This is a genomic window from Pantoea sp. B_9 (assembly GCF_008632015.1).
Taxonomy (GTDB): domain Bacteria; phylum Pseudomonadota; class Gammaproteobacteria; order Enterobacterales; family Enterobacteriaceae; genus Pantoea; species Pantoea dispersa.
The window spans coordinates 61,557-79,239 of record NZ_VWVL01000005.1; the positions used below are offsets into that span (position 1 = coordinate 61,557).

Below are 17,683 nucleotides of genomic sequence, written 5' to 3' on the forward strand. Positions count from 1 at the left end.
TTTGCCCGGGTGCGCATTGCTGCGCACCGGTCTCAGCAGGGCTTAATGTAAGCGGCGCGCATCGATAATATCCGGCACCTGATTAAGGCGCGCCAGCACGCGACCCAGCACCTGCTGGTTATAAATCTCGATATCCATATCGATGGTGGCGAGCTGCTTTTTGGTGTCGCTGCGGCTGGACACGCCCAGCACGTTGACCTTTTCATTGGCCAGAATGGTGGTGATGTCGCGCAGCAGCCCGCTGCGATCGTTGGCCGTCACGCGTACCACCAGCGAATAACCGCTGGAGTAACTTTCGCCCCACACCGCATCGACAATGCGTTCCGGCGCATGCGAAATCAGTTCGCTGAGCTGATCGCAGTCGGCGCGGTGAATCGAAATGCCGCGCCCCTGGGTAATAAACCCGACAATATCATCGCCCGGAATCGGCTGGCAGCAGCGCGCAATGTGGTGCAGCAGATTGCCGACACCCTCCACCACCACGCGGCCACTCTCTTTGCGCGCCGACGACGGCTGATGCGATTTCTGCGTCAGCTGACGCAGCGCCTCGCGATCTTCCTCTTCAGCGCTCGGCTTGTTGAGCTTCGCCTGCAGGAAGTTAACCATCTGGTTAAGACGGATATCTCCGCCACCAATCATCGCCAGCAGCTCATCCTGCGAGCTGACGTTATAACGCGGCAGCAGCAGCTTCTCGGCTTCGCGCATGCTGATATCCAGCTGGCCCAGCTCGCTATCCAGAATCTGCCGGCCGGCCGCGATATTTTTGTCGCGATCCTGTTTACGGAACCAGGCATGAATCTTCGAGCGTCCGCGGCTGGTGGTGATATAGCCGAGGTTGGGGTTCAGCCAGTCGCGGCTCGGGTTCGGCTGCTTCTGGGTGATCACCTCAATCTGATCGCCCATCTGCAGCTGATAGGTAAAGGGCACAATACGGCCGCCGATTTTGGCACCGATGCAGCGATGACCAATATCACTGTGAATGTGGTAGGCGAAGTCGAGCGGCGTGGAACCGGCCGGCAAATCGACCACGTCGCCCTTTGGCGTAAACACATAAACGCGGTCATCAAATACCTGGCTGCGCACCTCTTCCAGCATCTCGCCGGAATCCGCCATCTCTTCCTGCCAGGTAATCAGTTTACGCAGCCAGGCGATGCGCTCTTCGTGCCCTGCGGCACCGCGCGCGTTGCTGGCCGTCGGTCCTTCTTTGTACTTCCAGTGTGCCGCGACGCCCAGTTCAGCGTCCTCGTGCATCTGACGGGTACGGATCTGAATCTCGACCGTTTTGCCCTGCGGGCCCAGCACCACGGTATGAATCGACTGATAGCCGTTTGGCTTGGGATTGGCGACGTAATCGTCGAACTCGCTAGGCAGATGACGATACAGCGTGTGGACGGTGCCGAGCGCGCCGTAGCAGTCCTGCAGGCGTTCAGCGACAATGCGCACTGCACGCACGTCGAACAGCTCATCAAACGCCAGCGACTTCTTCTGCATTTTGCGCCAGATGCTGTAGATATGCTTGGGACGGCCGTAAACTTCCGCACGCACGCCCTCTTTTTGCATCTCTTTACGCAGGTTATCGACGAAGTTATCAATGTACTGTTCACGATCGATGCGGCGTTCGTGCAGCAGTTTGGCGATGCGTTTGTATTCGTCAGGATGCAGGTAGCGGAAGCAGTAATCTTCCAGCTCCCATTTGAGCTGGCCGATCCCGAGACGGTTGGCCAGCGGCGCATAAATGTTGGTGCTCTCTTTCGCCGCCAGCACGCGCTCATCTTCTGGCGCATCTTTCATCTCGCGCAGGTGGGCAATACGTTCTGCCAGCTTGATGACCACGCAGCGGAAATCTTCCACCATCGCCAGCAGCATGCGGCGCACGTTATCCACCTGCTCTGAGGCCATTGAGTCGTTGTGAATGGCTTTCAGCTGGCGGATGGCATCCATATCGCGCACGCCGTGCACCAGCGAGACGATGCTTTTGCCAAAGGCCTTCTCCAGATCCTCTTCGCTCACCACGCCCGCATTGGCCAGCGGGAACAGCAGCGCGGCGCGCAGACTGTCGATGTCCATACTGAGCATGGTGAGAATTTCCACCATCTCAATACCGCGCCACAGCAGCAGAGCCTGATCTGGATGGTCGTGCGTTTCGGCTTCACAGTAGCGCCATGTTTCCGCCAGTCGTTCGCAGGATTGCGGATTACTGATACTCAAGCTGGCGATCCACTGGTCAAGGGCAAATTCCCCGGCCGTATTTAAATGCGCACTTCTAACCGCAACCATATCCTCTCCTGCCACAGCGACTTAAACATCGCTTATGTTTTGCTAAACAGCACCATGGATTCGAGATGGCTGGTATGAGGGAACATATCCAGCATCGCGACCCTTTCCAGATGGTAGCCCGCCGACAGTAATGTCTGACTGTCGCGGGCAAGTGTTGTCGGGTTACAGGAAACATAGACCACGCGTTGCGGCGCAAGTTTAACGATATGCGACATGACGCCCGCGGCCCCGGCACGCGCCGGATCCAGTAACACCTTATTAAATCCCTGCGCCGCCCAGGGCTGGCGCGAGACATCTTCCTCTAAATTGTGCTGGAAGAAGCAGACATTTCTGAGATTGTTAAGCTGAGCATTATACTCTGCCTGGCGCACTAATGCTGCAACGCCCTCCACACCCACCGCATTTTGTACGAACTTTCCTAGCGGCAATGTGAAGTTGCCCATGCCACAGAACAGATCCAGCACCCGATCGTCCGGCTGCAGATCCAGCCAGGCAATCGCCTGTGCCACCATCTGCTGATTCACGCCATCGTTGACCTGTATGAAATCCTGCGGGCTAAAGGTTAGCTGCAAATCAAACGAGCGGTAGTAAGGCTGCTCGGCACCGAGCGCCTGCAGCGCGTCACTGCCGTCCGCCAGCCAGATCATCAGCCGGTGCTCATGCGAAAAACGTTCCAGTTTTGTCCGGTCCGCAGCGGAGAGCGCATCAAGATGGCGCAGCACCATTAGCGGACCGTTATCCGCCAGCACCAGTTCCACATGCCCCAGCCGTTTCGCTGCGTGCAGGCTGCTGAGACAGTGGTGCAGCGGCTGCAGCAGCGCCTCAAGCTCGGGCACCAAAACGGGGCATTGCGTCACATCAATCAGATCGTTACTGCCCGCCTGACGGAAGCCCATCTGCAGGCGCTGCTGCTTCGGCAGCCACTGCAAACCGAGACGCGCGCGCCGGCGATAGCCCCAGGGCGCAGCGCTGATGATCTCATCCACCTGCACCGGCAGCGCCGCTTCCTGACTCAGCATGCGGCCCAGCGCCCGCGCTTTGCTCTCCTGCTGCAGCGCCACGGACACGTGCTGCTGCTGGCAGCCGCCGCACACGCCGAAATGGATGCAGCGCGGTTGCTGGCGCTGCGGGCTCGGTTGTGTAATCTTTTTGGCTTTGCCGCGCGCAAACTGACGCTTATCTTCGGTCAGGATCACCTCGGCCTGTTCGCCGGGCAGCGCGCCGCTGACAAACAGCGTTTTACCGTTATGGCGCGCTACGCCCTGACCAAAGGGATCGAGCTCGTCAATGGTGACGCTGAGACGTTGCCTGGTCGTCACGCGCTGTTTTGCGGAGTAAAATTGCGCCATAGTATTGTGAATTCTCAGTTTTCATTAGGTGTGCAGCCGTACGCGGTTTTTGCACAGGGATAAAATGCCAGGAGTCGCCAGGCCACAATTATGACCAAATATAGCCTGCGGGCGCGAATGATGATTCTGATACTGGCGCCGACGCTGATGATTGGCCTGCTGCTCAGTACCTTCTTCGTGGTGCACCGCTACAACGAACTGCAGCACCAGGTGCGCGATGCCGGCGCTAACATTATCGAACCGCTGGCGGTGTCGAGCGAGTACGGCATGACGTGGCATAATCGTGATGCGATTCGCGAGCTGGTCAGCCTGCTGCATCGCCGTCATTCCGATATTGTCCGTGCCATTACGGTTTTCGACAACAACAATCACATCTACGTCAGCTCCAATAACAACCAGAACCTCGCGCTGCTGCAAAAAGCCGATATTTCCACGCTGGCGGATGGCGTGTCGGTGGAGCGACACGGCAACCTGATGGTGCTCCGCACGCCAATCATCTCTGAACGCTATTCGGTGGACGAACTGCCGGGTGAAGACGCCAAGCCGGCAGGCAATCCGCTGGGTTATGTGGCGATTGAGCTGGATCTGCAGTCGGTGCGGCTGGAGCAGTACAAAGAGGTGTTTGTCGCCACTCTGCTGCTGCTGTTTTGCCTGTGCATCGCCATGCTGTTTGCCTATCGACTGATGCGCGACGTCACCGGCCCGATTCGCAACATGGTTACCACCGTGGACCGCATCCGGCGCGGCCAGCTCGACAGCCGCGTGGATGGCTACATGCTGGGCGAGCTGAGCATCCTGAAAAACGGCATCAACGCCATGGCGATGTCGCTCACCGCCTACCATGAAGAGATGCAGCAGAACATCGACCAGGCAACCTACGATCTGCGCGAAACGCTCGAGCAGCTGGAGATTCAGAACGTCGAGCTGGACCTGGCGAAAAAGCGCGCCCAGGAAGCGGCACGCATCAAGTCGGAGTTTCTCGCCAATATGTCGCACGAGCTGCGCACGCCGCTCAATGGCGTGATTGGCTTTACCCGCCAGATGCTGAAAACCGGGCTGAGCACCAACCAGCGTGATTACATGAGCACCATTGAGCGCTCGGCCAATAACCTGCTGAGCATCATTAACGACGTGCTCGATTTCTCCAAACTGGAAGCCGGTAAGCTGGTGCTGGAGTCGATCCCGTTCCCGCTGCGCGCCACGCTGGATGAAACGCTGGTGCTGCTGGCGCCGTCCGCGCATGAGAAAGGCCTCGAGATCACTGTGTGCCTGGAGAAACAGGTGCCGGATAATGTGATTGGCGATCCGCTGCGTCTGCAGCAAATTCTGATCAACCTGATTGGCAACGCCATCAAATTTACCGAGCGCGGCCACATTGATCTGCGCGTCGAGCTGCGTCATCTCAGCATCACGCGGGCGGAACTGGAGATTCAGGTGCACGATACCGGCATCGGTATCTCTGAGCAGCAGCAGTCGCAGCTGTTCCAGGCCTTTCGTCAGGCGGATGCCAGTATTTCGCGCCGTCACGGCGGTACCGGTCTTGGCCTGGTGATTACGCAGAAACTGGTGCACGAAATGGGCGGTGAGATCGCCTTCCACAGCCGGCAGAATCAGGGCTCCACCTTCTGGGTACAGGTACATCTGGATCTTAATCCTAACGCACCGGCGATTCCACGCATGCTGGACGATCTGCACGCCACGCCGCTGGCTTATATCGAACCCCATCCGGCGGTGGCGAAAGCGGTTCAGGAGATGCTGAGCATTACGCCTCTGCAGGTGCAGCACTTTGCCAGCCTTGACGATCTGCCCGACGCCCACTTCCCGCTGCTGCTGATGGGGCTGCCGGTCAGCGATCCGCATCCGGCTACGCTGTCCGATGCGCTGATTGCCCGCCTGCGCGCACACGCCGACTCCGTGCTGCTGGCGCTGCCAAGCGAAATGATGCTGTTCGCTGACGATTTGCGCGCGCGCGGTATTGCCGGCTGCATTGCCAAACCGGTGTCGCTGACGCGATTGCTGCCGATGCTGCTCGATCTCAACATGCGTCATAGCGACGCCGCCCCGCGCGGCGTAAGACAGCCGCTGACGGTGATGGCGGTGGATGATAATCCGGCCAACCTGAAGCTGATCGGCGCATTGCTGGAGGAGCAGGTCCAGAACATCATTCTGTGCGACAACGCCAGTCAGGCGATTCATCAGGCGCGGCAGCAGCGGCTGGACGTGATTCTGATGGATATTCAGATGCCGGACATCGACGGCATTCGCGCCAGCGAGATCATCCGCAGCCTGCCACAGCACGCCAGCACGCCGATTGTCGCGGTCACGGCGCATGCGCTGGATGGCGAACGCGAGCAGCTGATCGCCGCCGGCATGAATGATTATCTCGCCAAGCCGATTGATGAGGACAAGCTGAAGCAGCTGCTGCAGCGCTATGCGCCGGGCAGCGTGGCGAGCGCGGTGCGACAACCGGCGATCGCGCCCTCACTCGACTGGGCGCTTGCGCTGCGCCAGGCGGCGAATAAAGCCGAGCTGGCGCGCGATCTGCTGCAGATGCTGCTGGATTTTCTGCCGGAAGTGGAGCAGCGCGTGGCGCAGTGTATGGCGCAGAATGACGTCGATGGGCTGCGCGAGATTATTCATAAGCTGCACGGCAGCGCCAGCTACAGCGGCGTGCCGCGGCTGAAACAGCTGTGTCAGCAGCTGGAGAAGAGTCTGCATCAGGAGAGCGATATCGCAGCGCTGGAACCAGAGCTGCTGGAGCTGAGCGACGAGATGGCGAATGTGGCGCGCGAAGCGCGTCAGGTGCTGGGCGTGGTGTAGTCAGGGTTGTGGGTTGTGGGTTGTGGGTTGTGGGTTGTGGGTTGTGGGTTGTGGGTTGTGGGTTGTGGGTTGTGGGTTGTGGGTTGTGGGTTGTGGGTTGTGGGTTGTGGGTTGTGGGTTGTGGGTTGTGCGCTGGGCCCTCACCCCAGCCCTCTCCCGCACGCGGGAGAGGGGGCTGATGGTGCAAGGATTTGGATTTCGCGCTGTTCCTCTGGATCGCGCCGGACGGTTCCCTCTCCCGCCGGGAGAGGGTTAGGGTGAGGGGAAAACCGCACCGCCTCCCCCCTACAACCCCTGCCCCACCTTAATCGTGGCAGCGACGTTCCTTGCCGTCAGGCGGACATTCTGCGCGGCATTGGCCAGCGCCTCTTCCAGCGAACAGATACCCGACAGCACGCTGTACACCGCGTCGATCCCGTGCTGATGCACCACACCGACATCCGCCGTCAGGCTGCCGGCAATACCGATGACCGGCTTATTGAACTGCTTCGCCACCTGCGCCACGCCAACCGGCACTTTGCCGTTGACTGACTGACTGTCGATGCGCCCTTCACCGGTAATCACCAGATCGGCATCCCGTACCTGCTGCGCCAGCCCCAGCGCTTCGGTGACAATCTCAATGCCGCGCCGCAGTTCCGCGTGGCAAAACGCATGCAGCGCCGCGCCCATGCCGCCGGCTGCACCACCGCCGGCGATGTGCAGCACATCAATATCCAGATCGCGCTGAATAATCGCGGCGTAATGGCCGAGCGCGGCATCCAGCTGCTGCACCAGCTGCGGCGTGGCTCCCTTCTGCGGGCCAAAAATCGCCGACGCCCCCTCTTCGCCAATCAGCGGATTGGTCACGTCGCACGCCACTTCAATGCGGCACTGCAGCAGGCGCGGATCCAGATCGGCGATCTCAATCTTCGCCAGTTGCGGCAGTGCCCCGCCGCCATAGCCAATCCCGCTGCCGTCGCTGTCCAGCAGCCGGGCACCGAGCGCCTGCACCATGCCGGCACCGCCGTCGTTGGTGGCGCTGCCGCCGATGCCGATGATGATGTGATCGACGCCGCGATCCAGCGCGTTTTTGATCAGTTCACCGGTACCGTAGGAAGTGGTGATCAGCGGATCGCGCTGTGCCGCAGGCACCAGCTCCAGCCCGCTGGCCGCCGCCATCTCAATAAAGGCGGTACGCGCATCACCGGATAATCCGTAAAACGCGTCGACCGGCTCGCCGAGCGGCCCGGTCACCGTCAGTCTGACGATGTTGCCCTGGGTTGCCGCCACCATTGCTTCAACCGTGCCTTCTCCGCCGTCGGCGACCGGTATTTTGACATAGTCAGCGGCGGGGAAAATTTCGCGAAATCCCGCTTCTATCGCGGTAGCCACTTCCAGGGCGGACAAACTCTCTTTGTATGAATCCGGTGCGATGACAATTTTCATAGGCAATCCGAGCGCGGTAGATGACGGAAATCCGTCTGGCTAAGGCAGTACAGCGTCCGGCATCCGCAGATACCGGACGCGGGCACTACCGGGTGATCTCAACTTTGGCTAATTTTTCATAATAGCAAGCCAGCGCGCTATGATCGGACGTACCCTGCCCGTCGACTTTAAGCGCCTGCATCATCTCCATCACCGCCGCGGTCAGCGGCAGATGTGCACCAATGCCGTGTGAGGTATCAAGCGCATTGGCTAAATCCTTGATATGCAAATCGATACGGAAGCCAGGCTTAAAGTTGCGGTCCAGCACCATGGGCGCTTTGGCATCCAGCACGGTGCTGCCCGCCAGACCGCCGCGAATCGCCTGGTAAACCAGTTCCGGATTGACGCCGGCTTTGGTGGCCAGCGACAGCGCTTCTGACATCGCGGCAATGTTGAGCGCCACAATCACCTGGTTGGCCAGTTTAGTGACGTTGCCCGCGCCGATATCGCCGGTGTGCACCACCGAACCGGCCATCGCCTTAAGAACATCGTAGCACTGATCAAACAGCGCTTTATCGCCGCCGACCATTACCGACAGCGTGCCTTCAATCGCTTTTGGCTCACCGCCGCTCACCGGCGCATCCAGCATTCTGATGCCTTTTTCTGCCAGCGCATCATGCACTTCGCGGCTGGCCAGCGGCGCGATGGAGCTCATGTCGATCACCACCAGCCCCGGCTTCGCCCCTTCGATGATGCCGTTCTCGCCCAGACACACCTCTTTCACCTGCGGTGAGTTCGGCACCATGGTGATCACCACGTCAACCTGCGCGGCCAGCTCTTTCGGCGTTTTCGCCACGGTGGCACCCAGCTCCACCAGTTCGGCTTCGTTGCTGGCGTTGTGGTCGCGCACCACCAGGGTGTAACCGGCTTTCACCAGGTTTTTACTCATCGGTTTGCCCATGATGCCGAGGCCGATAAATCCAATTTTCATTGCCTTTCCCCTTCGTCAGTTACTGCTTAAATTTGTCGCACAGCGCCTGCGTGGCGTGGCGGAAAACACCCAAATCGCTGCCGACGGCAACAAAGCTGGCACCCCATTCGAGATAACGTCGTGCGTCAGCCTCCACCGGTGCCAGAATCCCGCTCGGCTTACCGGCGGCTTTGGCGCGCTCAAGGATGTAACGGATCACTTTCAGCACTTCCGGATGCGCCGGCTGGCCGAGATAGCCCAGCGCCGCTGACAGATCGCCCGGGCCGACAAAGATGCCGTCTACGCCGTCCACCGCCGCGATGGCGTCAATGTTGTCCACCGCCTGCTGGGTTTCGATTTGCACCAGCACGGTGATGTTGTCATTGATGGTGGCGTTGTAGTCCGCCAGCGTGCCGTACATGTTGCTGCGATGCGAAACCGACACGCCGCGAATACCGGCTGGCGGATAGCGGGTCGATGCCACCGCGCGCGCCGCCTCTTCTGCAGTTTCCACAAACGGAATCAGGAAGTTATAGAAGCCAATATCCAGCAGACGCTTGATGATGATCGGCTCATTGCACGGCGGTCGCACCACCGGCGCGCTCGGGCTGCCTTTCAGCGCCATCAGTTGCGGAATAAAGGTGGTGATGTCGTTCGGCGCGTGTTCGCCGTCCAGCACCAGCCAGTCAAAGCCCGCCAGCCCCAGCACTTCCGTGGTGAGAGGATTGGCAAGGGCGCACCAGCTGCCAATCAGGGTTTCCCCTGCCAGCAAACGACGACGAAAAGGGTTGGGCCAGGCATTGCTCATGATCTCTACTCCTGTTATTTAGCACCGCCGCCCGCGGGCGCGCGGAATAAAATCAGCGCACCAGGCACGGACGCTTGTTATCAAATGTCCAGTTCGGCACGAGGAACTGCATCGCCTGCGCATCGTCGCGCGCGCCCAGTCCATGCTGCTGATACAGCGCATGGGCCTGCATCACCTGATCCATGTCCAGTTCGACGCCAAGGCCCGGCTTCTGCGGCACCTGCACCATGCCGCCCTTGATCTGCAACGGCTCTTTGGTCAGGCGCTGGTTGCCCTCCTGCCAGATCCAGTGGGTGTCGATGGCGGTAATGGCGCCCGGTGCGGCGGCGGCCACATGGGTGAACATCGCCAGCGAAACATCGAAATGGTTGTTGGAGTGCGAACCCCAGGTCAGGCCGAAGTCGTGACACATCTGCGCCACGCGCACCGAGCCCTGCATGGTCCAGAAGTGCGGATCGGCCAGCGGAATATCGACCGACTGCAGCGACAGCGTGTGGCCCATCTGGCGCCAGTCGGTGGCGATCATATTGGTGGCGGTAGGCAGACCGGTGGCGCGCCGGAACTCGGCCATCACTTCACGTCCGGAGTAACCCTGTTCAGCGCCGCACGGATCTTCTGCATAAGCCAGCACGCCTTTCAGCTGTTTACCGAGCAGGATGGCCTCATTCAGCGACCAGGCCCCGTTGGGATCAAGCGTCACGCGCGCCTGCGGGAAACGCTTCGCCAGTGCGGTTACTGCTTCGGCCTCTTCACCGCCGCGCAGTACGCCACCTTTCAGTTTGAAATCGTTAAAGCCATATTTTTCATAGGCGGCTTCTGCCAGGCGCACCACCGCGTCCGGCGTCAGGGCTTCCTCATGCCGCAGGCGATACCAGTCGCACGGATCATCGGTCTGGCTCTGATACGGCAGTGACGTTTTGCGGCGATCGCCGACGTAAAACAGGTAGCCGAGCATCTCGACGCGGTCACGCTGCTGTCCTTCGCCCAGCAGCGACGCCACGTTGACGCCCAGATGCTGGCCGAGCAGATCCAGCAGCGCCGCTTCGATGCCGGTCACCACGTGAATGGTGGTGCGCAGGTCAAAGGTCTGATTGCCGCGCCCGCTGGCATCGCGATCGGCAAAGGTGGTGCGTACCAGGGTGAGGATATTTTTGTACTCGCCGACGGTTTTTCCGGTTACCAGCGCCGCCGCGTCTTCCAGCGTCTGACGAATTTTCTCGCCGCCGGGGATCTCGCCCACGCCCGTGTGGCCGGCGTTATCTTTCACAATCACGATATTGCGGGTAAAAAACGGCGCGTGGGCACCGCTCAGATTCAGCAGCATGCTGTCGTAACCGGCCACCGGAATGACCTGCATTGCTGTAATTTTCGGGGTGTGACTCATTTCCTGCTCCTTATGCATGGCGGCGTCCAAAAGCCGGACGCTTGCGGTCGAACGACCATCCGGGAACCAGATATTGCATTGCCGTGGCGTCATTACGTGCGCCTGCCGGCAGCGATTGATACAGGGCGTTAGCCTGGCGCAGGCGATCCCAGTCCAGCTCAACACCGAGGCCGGGCTTGTCCGGCACGGCAATTTTGCCGTTGCGGATCTGCAGCGGCTCTTTGGTCAGGCGCTGGTCGCCCTCCTGCCAAATCCAGTGGGTATCGATGGCGGTCGGTTTACCCGGTGCCGCTGCGCCGACGTGGGTAAACATCGCCAGCGAAATGTCGAAGTGATTATTGGAGTGGCAGCCCCAGGTCAGCCCCCACTCATCACACAGCTGCGCCACGCGTACCGCGCCGCTCAGCGTCCAGAAGTGCGGGTCGGCCAGCGGAATATCGACCGCGTTGAGCATCACCGCGTGGTTCATCTCACGCCAGTTGGTGGCGATCATATTGGTGGCGACCGGCAGACCGGTGGCGCGGCGAAACTCGGCCATGACTTCGCGCCCGGAATATCCCTGCTCGGCACCGCACGGATCTTCGGCATAGGTCAGCACCTCGTGCATGCCTTTGCACAGCGCGATGGCTTCATCCAGATGCCAGGCGCCGTTGGGATCGACGGTGATGCGCGCGTCCGGGAAACGCTGCTTCAGTGCCACCGCCGAGGCAATCTCCTGCTCGCCCGGCAGCACGCCGCCTTTCAGTTTGAAATCTTTGAAGCCGTACCTGTCCTGCGCCGCTTCGGCTAAGCGCACCACCGCGTCCGGCGTCAGCGCCTCCTGATGGCGCAAGTGATACCAGTCGTGACCGGCCGCGTCGCCGCTCTGATACGGCAAATCAGTTTTACGCCGATCGCCAATGTAAAACAGGTAGCCCAGCACCGTGACCTCATCGCGCTGCTGACCTGGCCCCAGCAGCTCGGCCACTGGCACGCCGAGGCACTGGCCGAGCAGGTCGAGCAGCGCCGCTTCCAGCGCCGCCACCGCATTGACCCGCAGCTCAAACGTCCAGGCGCCGTTGCCGAAGGTATCGAAATCCGCCGACTGGTTGCCTTTGTGCACCTGCTGCACCAGCCGGTTCATGCGCGCCACCTGCTGCCCTTTCACCTGCGGTATTGCCGCGACCAGCGTCTGATAAATGGTTTCACCGCCCGGCGCTTCGCCGACGCCGGTGTGACCGGCGCTGTCGGTCAGCACCACGATATTGCGGGTGAAGCAGGCGCTGTGCGCGCCGCCGATGTTGAGCAGCATGCTGTCGTAACCCGCCACCGGAACCACCTGCATGTCGGTAATCACCGGGGAACTTTGCGTATTCATATTCGGTTCCTTATGACCGGGGTTTGAGTTCGACACGTTTGATATCGCCGGTTATCACCAGGAAGCTGAACGCCGCCACAAACGCATGGATGCCGACATAAATCAGCGCCCCTTCAAACGAACCGCTGGTGGCGATGATGTAACCAATGGCAATCGGCGTGACGATGCCAGAGAAGTTACCGAACATATTGAACAGACCGCCGCTCAGGCCGCTGATCTCTTTGGGTGCGGTATCGGCCATCACCGCCCAGCCCAGCGCACCAATGCCTTTACCAAAGAACGCCAGCGCCATAAACAGCACCACTACCCATTCGGTTTCGGTGTAGTTACACATCACCATGCTGATGGAGAGCAGCATGCCGATGACAATCGGGGTTTTACGCGCGATGTTCAGCGAGCCGGTTTTACGCATCAGATAATCTGAAATCACGCCGCCCAGCACGCCGCCGAGGAAGCCGCAGATGGCGGGAATCGAGGCGATCATGCCGGCTTTAAGAATCGACATACCGCGCGCCTGCACCAGATACACCGGGAACCAGGTAATAAAGAAATAGGTCAGGGCGTTAACGCAGTACTGACCGAGATAGATCCCCCACATCATGCGGGTGGAGAGCAGTTGCTTGATTTGAAACCACTTCTCATCCCAGCTCACTTTACGCTCGGCTTTCTTCGCATCCATGTTGATCAGCGCACCGCCCTGCTCCATGTACTCCAGCTCGGCTTTGTTCACGCCAGGGTGATCGTTCGGGTCATGAATTACTTTCAGCCAGATAAAACTGAGAATGATGCCCAGCCCGCCCATGAACCAGAACACGTGCGCCCAGCCCACCTCGGCCACCAGCCAGCCCATGATCGGTGCGAAAATCACCGTGGCGAAGTACTGGGCGGAGTTAAAGATGGCGACGGCGGTACCGCGCTCCTGCGCCGGGAACCAGGCAGCAACAATACGGCTGTTACCCGGGAAAGATGGCGCTTCCGCCAGCCCCACCATGAAGCGCAGCAGGAACAGCGACACCACAATGCCGAAGCCGCTAAAGATGTCGACGAAGCCCTGCAACAGGGTAAACAGCGACCACAGGAAGATGCTCCAGAAATAGACACGTTTGGAGCCGAAGCGGTCCAGCAGCCAGCCGCCAGGAATCTGACCGATAACGTACGCCCACGAGAAGGCGGAGAAGATGTAGCCGAGGCCGACGGAATCGAGACCGATCTCCTTCGACATCGCCGAACCGGCAATCGAAATGGTGGCCCGGTCACCGTAGTTGAACGAGGTGACGATAAATAACATCACCACAATCCAGTAACGGGCGTTGGTGCGCTTCTGCACCGCTGCCGCTGTCTGGCTGTAACTATTCATGATGCACTCCTGAAATATAGCGAACGCTACATTCACTCTGACTGCATACACATCGCGTTGGGTATCAGAATGATGTTGGGTTAAACACGGCGATTGTTGTTATGGCAAAACGATGATGCGTCGTGACGAATAACCAAACGTCGAAGAACGGCAATCAGTATAGGAACAGCATCGCCGCAAAACACTGGAGGAACGCCCGAGGATAATCATCAATCCGGCACGATTTTCTGGCATTTGCCCATAATGCTGCGGCGTGGCTCACGGAACCCGCTATCCAGCCGCCAGGTTGCTGCAAAAGTGAACAGCAAGCGTACGCTTTGTGAGGCTCTTCACTTGCGTTTGGTAAAACGAACCAAACTGCGCGCCGATCGCGGCACAAAGCCAGTCAGTTGCACAATGCGCGGGTGAATACCCCTGCTTATACTGAGGCTGGCAAATAACGATGATGTGACGGACGTGATTTCAACCGCACCGCTATGACCGGTGCGACGAACCGGAAGGTGAGCAATGAACCGACCTCTGACAGACAAACCGCGCTACATTAAAGTGCACGACGCCGATAACGTGGCGATAGTGGTCAACGATCAGGGATTGCCCGCAGGCAGCCGCTTTGATGACGGTCTGCAGCTGACTGAGCATGTGCCGCAGGGGCACAAAGTGGCGCTGAGCGATATCGCCCTGCATGGCGACATCGTGCGTTACGGTGAAGTGATTGGCACAGCGCTGCGCCCGATTGCGCGTGGCAGCTGGATTGAGGAGTCACTGGTGGCGCTGCCCGCCGCCCCACCGCTGGCCAGCCTGCCGCTGGCAACCAACGTGCCGCCGCCCCTGCCGCCGCTGGACGGCTACACCTTTGAAGGCTATCGCAATGCCGACGGCAGCGTCGGCACGCGCAATCTGCTCGGCATCACCACCAGCGTGCACTGCGTGGCGGGCGTGGTGGATTACGTGGTGCAGCTGATTGAGCGCGATCTGCTGCCGCGCTACAGCAACGTCGATGGGGTGGTGGCGCTCAACCATTTATATGGCTGCGGCGTGGCGATCAACGCACCGGCGGCGGTGGTGCCGATTCGCACCATTCACAACCTTGCACTGAATCCTAATTTTGGCGGCGAAGTGATGGTGGTGAGCCTCGGCTGCGAGAAATTACAGCCGGAGCGCCTGCTGACCGGTACACCGGACGTACAGGCCATTTCGCTGGATGAGCGCGATATCGTGCGCCTGCAGGATGAGCGTCACGTTGGCTTTGGCGCGATGGTCGATGAAATTCTGCAGGTGGCCGAGCGCCATCTGAAAAAACTCAACCAGCGTCAGCGCGAAACCTGTCCGGCGTCGGCGCTGGTAGTGGGTACCCAGTGCGGCGGCAGCGACGCGTTTTCCGGCGTGACGGCCAATCCGGCGGTTGGCTTTGCCTCGGATCTGCTGGTGCGCTGTGGTGCGACGGTGATGTTCTCGGAAGTGACCGAGGTGCGCGATGCGATCCATCTGCTGACGCCGCGTGTGGTGAACGAAGCGGTGGGCAAACGGCTGCTGGAGGAGATGGCGTGGTACGACGATTATCTGAGCCAGGGGCAAACCGACCGCAGCGCGAATCCGTCGCCGGGCAATAAAAAAGGCGGCCTGGCCAATGTGGTAGAAAAAGCGCTGGGCTCAATTGCCAAATCCGGCCGCAGCCCGATTGTCGAAGTGCTGTCACCCGGACAGCGCCCGACGCAGCGCGGGTTGATTTACGCCGCCACGCCGGCCAGCGATTTTGTCTGTGGCACCCAGCAGATGGCTTCCGGCATTACGCTGCAGGTGTTCACCACCGGGCGCGGCACGCCTTACGGTCTGGCGGCGATTCCGGTGATCAAAATGGCGACGCGCAGCGCGCTGGCGAACCGCTGGCATGACCTGATGGACATCAATGCCGGCACCATCGCGACGGGCGAAGAGAGTATTGAACAGGTCGGCTGGCGGCTGTTCGAGCTGATTCTGGATATCGCCAGCGGACGTAAACAGACGTGGTCAGATCGCTGGGGAATCCGTAATCAGCTGGCGGTATTCAATCCGGCACCGGTGACATGATGTGTGCACACCTGGCGGAAGAGGAGCGGTTCGGGTGAACCGTTAAGGTTAATCCCTGCAGCCCCCGCGCGCACAGGCTGTTCCCTCTCCCGCCTGCGGGAGAGGGTTAGGGTGAGGGCCTGATTTACAACAACTTACCCCAGCTCTCCACCCACGGCGTGGTCACTGACTCGGGCTCCGGATTTTCCGTCGCATCCACCAGCAGCACCTCGCCAATACGCTGCGCCTGCTGCTCCTGCAGCGTGGCATCAAAAGTCTTTCCTGCTCCACAGAAATGGTCGTAACTGCTGTCGCCTAAAGCGATCACGCCATAGCGCAGCTCAGGCTGATAGCCCAGCTCATCGCGCACCTGCACATACAGCCGCGCGATATTGTCCGGAAAATCGCCCTGCCCGGTGGTCGAGGTAACAATTAACGCGACCTCTTTGCTGTAAGCCTGCCAGTCGGCCAGTGACGGATCTTCAAACACCTTCACCTCATGCCCCTGCGCTTCCAGCACCGGCTGCGCCTCTTCGGCAACCAGCAGCGCATTGCCGTATACCGTACCTGTAAAAATGCCAATCTTTGCCATTTTGCCGCTCCTTTATTCTGTCGGCTTATCCTGGACTGCCTCAGCGGCAAACTCAACCCTCGGCACCTCGGGCAGTTGCTGCTGCCAGCCAAACGATTGCAGCATCTGCTGCCAGACACGATCCAGCCCGGCGCGAATCACCAGCGGTTCGCCGGTCACCGGATGCGTTAGCGTCAGCGCACTGGCGTGCAGCATCAGGCGATCCATGCCAAAGTGGGCTGCGGCACCGCGGTTCTGCCGCAGATCGCCGTGCGAGCTGTCACCAATAATCGGATGACGCAGGTGCGCCATATGGCGTCGCAGCTGATGCTTGCGCCCGGTGTGCGGCGACAGCTCAACCAGCGTATAACGTGCGCTGGGGTACTTGCCGATAGCCACCGGCAGTTCCGCCTGCGCCAGCGCGCGATAATCGGTGACCGCCGGCTGCGGCGCGCGCGGTTCCGTGACAAACTTGTCCGCAATTTTATCCAGCTCTTCCACCAGCGGATAATCCAGCGTTGCGCTACCGTCCAGCCAGCCGCGCACCACTGCGTGATAGGTCTTCTGTATCTGATGCTGTTCAAACTGCTGCGCCAGCAGCCGCCCGATTTCGCTGGAGAGCCCCATCAGCAGCACGCCAGACGTGGGACGATCGAGGCGATGCGCGGTAAATACGTGCTGACCAATCTGATCGCGCACCGTCTGCATCACCACCACTTTCTCTTTGCGATCAAGCCAGCTGCGGTGCACCAGCCAGCCCGCCGGTTTATTCACCGCAACCAGCCATGCATCCTGATAAATGATCTCCAGCATCAGGCGTCCGGCGGCGCAAACAGCGCATCAAGCTGGCTGAGCGTCAGCAGCAGCGCTGCATGGCCCGGCGTGGTGGGCGGCAGGGCCATCTCATAATAAGGCGTAACGGCGAAGTTTTGCGGCAGCGCGGCGCCGGCGTCAAGCAGCGCCTGCATGCGCGGCAGCAGGACCCACTGCAGCCATTCGAGCGGCTGCAGGGTATCGAGACAGAAAGGTTGCGTGCTATTAAAGGCTTCCGCCGCCGGGGCGTGCGTCTGCCAGTGGCCGTGTTCGCGCATCACCGCTTCGACCTGCTGCAGCCGCTGAATAATCAGGTGCGTCGACATACGCTACCTCCGCGTCAAAAAGGGGCGGCAAGCATATCATTAGTGGGTGCGCGCGCAAAAACGGCATAAAAAAAGGGAGCACTGTGATTACAGTGCTCCCGGTTCGTTTGCAGCATTCCCGCCACCGCTGTGCTCCCTGCTCATCCATGACAACTGTTCCTGCGCTTTCCGTCGCCTGTCATCGTGACATTGGTCCTTAGC

At 60.0% G+C, this 17,683-nt stretch carries 13 protein-coding genes; 2 read left to right on the plus strand and 11 right to left on the minus strand.

What is annotated here, in order from left to right; all coding sequences use genetic code 11:
• Positions 1-42: 42 nt before the first annotated feature.
• Together relA and rlmD are read right to left on the minus strand one after the other, a co-directional pair.
• Positions 43-2,277, minus strand: coding sequence for a GTP diphosphokinase (relA, locus tag F3I21_RS15885; RefSeq protein WP_021507365.1), 2,235 nt, complete (start codon positions 2,275-2,277; stop codon positions 43-45).
• 32 nt (positions 2,278-2,309) lie between these two features.
• Positions 2,310-3,626 carry a 23S rRNA (uracil(1939)-C(5))-methyltransferase RlmD gene (gene rlmD, locus F3I21_RS15890; RefSeq protein WP_150059299.1) on the minus strand — a complete coding sequence of 439 codons (1,317 nt, stop codon included), beginning with the start codon at positions 3,624-3,626 and terminating at the stop codon, positions 2,310-2,312.
• 90 nt (positions 3,627-3,716) lie between these two features.
• Between rlmD and barA the strand changes: the two genes are divergently transcribed.
• A complete protein-coding gene (gene barA, locus F3I21_RS15895) occupies positions 3,717-6,446 on the plus strand; it encodes a two-component sensor histidine kinase BarA (RefSeq protein ID WP_150059300.1) in 2,730 nt (909 codons plus the stop codon).
• Between the two features lie 285 nt (positions 6,447-6,731).
• On the opposite strand, the gene F3I21_RS15900 is transcribed toward barA, so the two are convergent.
• The 6 genes from F3I21_RS15900 to F3I21_RS15925 all read right to left on the minus strand — a co-directional run bounded on the left by F3I21_RS15900 (position 6,732) and on the right by F3I21_RS15925 (position 13,726).
• On the minus strand, positions 6,732-7,871 hold the full coding sequence (locus F3I21_RS15900) for a glycerate kinase (RefSeq protein WP_150059301.1): 1,140 nt from the start codon (positions 7,869-7,871) through the stop codon (positions 6,732-6,734).
• An 85-nt stretch (positions 7,872-7,956) separates the two neighbouring features.
• Complete coding sequence (garR, locus tag F3I21_RS15905) at positions 7,957-8,841, minus strand: 2-hydroxy-3-oxopropionate reductase (protein ID WP_058771604.1); 885 nt, start codon at positions 8,839-8,841, stop codon at positions 7,957-7,959.
• A gap of 19 nt (positions 8,842-8,860) precedes the next feature.
• Positions 8,861-9,628, minus strand: a complete 768-nt coding sequence (gene garL / locus F3I21_RS15910) for a 2-dehydro-3-deoxyglucarate aldolase (protein WP_021507370.1) — start codon at positions 9,626-9,628, stop codon at positions 8,861-8,863.
• A gap of 52 nt (positions 9,629-9,680) precedes the next feature.
• On the minus strand, positions 9,681-11,012 hold the full coding sequence (gene gudD, locus F3I21_RS15915) for a glucarate dehydratase (RefSeq protein ID WP_040679678.1): 1,332 nt from the start codon (positions 11,010-11,012) through the stop codon (positions 9,681-9,683).
• Positions 11,013-11,022: 10 nt separating this feature from the next.
• Positions 11,023-12,369: an enolase C-terminal domain-like protein gene (locus F3I21_RS15920; protein WP_088518118.1), complete on the minus strand. Its 1,347-nt coding sequence runs from the start codon at positions 12,367-12,369 to the stop codon at positions 11,023-11,025.
• A gap of 10 nt (positions 12,370-12,379) precedes the next feature.
• Positions 12,380-13,726: an MFS transporter gene (locus F3I21_RS15925; protein WP_058771607.1), complete on the minus strand. Its 1,347-nt coding sequence runs from the start codon at positions 13,724-13,726 to the stop codon at positions 12,380-12,382.
• Positions 13,727-14,233: 507 nt separating this feature from the next.
• Between F3I21_RS15925 and garD the strand changes: the two genes are divergently transcribed.
• Entirely contained in the window at positions 14,234-15,793 is a 1,560-nt protein-coding gene (gene garD, locus F3I21_RS15930) for a galactarate dehydratase (RefSeq protein WP_058757048.1), read from the plus strand.
• Between the two features lie 124 nt (positions 15,794-15,917).
• On the opposite strand, the gene F3I21_RS15935 is transcribed toward garD, so the two are convergent.
• The 3 genes from F3I21_RS15935 to F3I21_RS15945 are packed head-to-tail and all read right to left on the minus strand — an operon-like array spanning position 15,918 to position 17,482.
• Positions 15,918-16,364 carry a flavodoxin gene (locus tag F3I21_RS15935; RefSeq protein ID WP_021507375.1) on the minus strand — a complete coding sequence of 149 codons (447 nt, stop codon included), beginning with the start codon at positions 16,362-16,364 and terminating at the stop codon, positions 15,918-15,920.
• Positions 16,365-16,376: 12 nt separating this feature from the next.
• A complete protein-coding gene (truC, locus tag F3I21_RS15940) occupies positions 16,377-17,156 on the minus strand; it encodes a tRNA pseudouridine(65) synthase TruC (RefSeq protein ID WP_058757049.1) in 780 nt (259 codons plus the stop codon).
• Entirely contained in the window at positions 17,156-17,482 is a 327-nt protein-coding gene (locus F3I21_RS15945; protein WP_058771608.1) for a YqcC family protein, read from the minus strand. The genes truC and F3I21_RS15945 overlap by 1 nt, the downstream gene beginning before the upstream one ends.
• Between the last annotated feature and the right edge of the window lie 201 nt (positions 17,483-17,683).

Bases quoted from the DNA above. Each gene is read 5' to 3' on its own strand.
- F3I21_RS15900 (WP_150059301.1), bottom strand. From the start codon at position 7,871: ATGAAAATTGTCATCGCACCGGATTCATACAAAGAGAGTTTGTCCGCC.
- F3I21_RS15945 (WP_058771608.1), bottom strand. From the start codon at position 17,482: ATGTCGACGCACCTGATTATTCAGCGGCTGCAGCAGGTCGAAGCGGTG.
- F3I21_RS15935 (WP_021507375.1), bottom strand. From the start codon at position 16,364: ATGGCAAAGATTGGCATTTTTACAGGTACGGTATACGGCAATGCGCTG.
- barA (WP_150059300.1), top strand. From the start codon at position 3,717: ATGACCAAATATAGCCTGCGGGCGCGAATGATGATTCTGATACTGGCG.
- rlmD (WP_150059299.1), bottom strand. From the start codon at position 3,626: ATGGCGCAATTTTACTCCGCAAAACAGCGCGTGACGACCAGGCAACGT.
- garR (WP_058771604.1), bottom strand. From the start codon at position 8,841: ATGAAAATTGGATTTATCGGCCTCGGCATCATGGGCAAACCGATGAGT.
- gudD (WP_040679678.1), bottom strand. From the start codon at position 11,012: ATGAGTCACACCCCGAAAATTACAGCAATGCAGGTCATTCCGGTGGCC.
- garD (WP_058757048.1), top strand. From the start codon at position 14,234: ATGAACCGACCTCTGACAGACAAACCGCGCTACATTAAAGTGCACGAC.
- garL (WP_021507370.1), bottom strand. From the start codon at position 9,628: ATGAGCAATGCCTGGCCCAACCCTTTTCGTCGTCGTTTGCTGGCAGGG.
- F3I21_RS15920 (WP_088518118.1), bottom strand. From the start codon at position 12,369: ATGAATACGCAAAGTTCCCCGGTGATTACCGACATGCAGGTGGTTCCG.
- F3I21_RS15925 (WP_058771607.1), bottom strand. From the start codon at position 13,726: ATGAATAGTTACAGCCAGACAGCGGCAGCGGTGCAGAAGCGCACCAAC.
- truC (WP_058757049.1), bottom strand. From the start codon at position 17,156: ATGCTGGAGATCATTTATCAGGATGCATGGCTGGTTGCGGTGAATAAA.
- relA (WP_021507365.1), bottom strand. From the start codon at position 2,277: ATGGTTGCGGTTAGAAGTGCGCATTTAAATACGGCCGGGGAATTTGCC.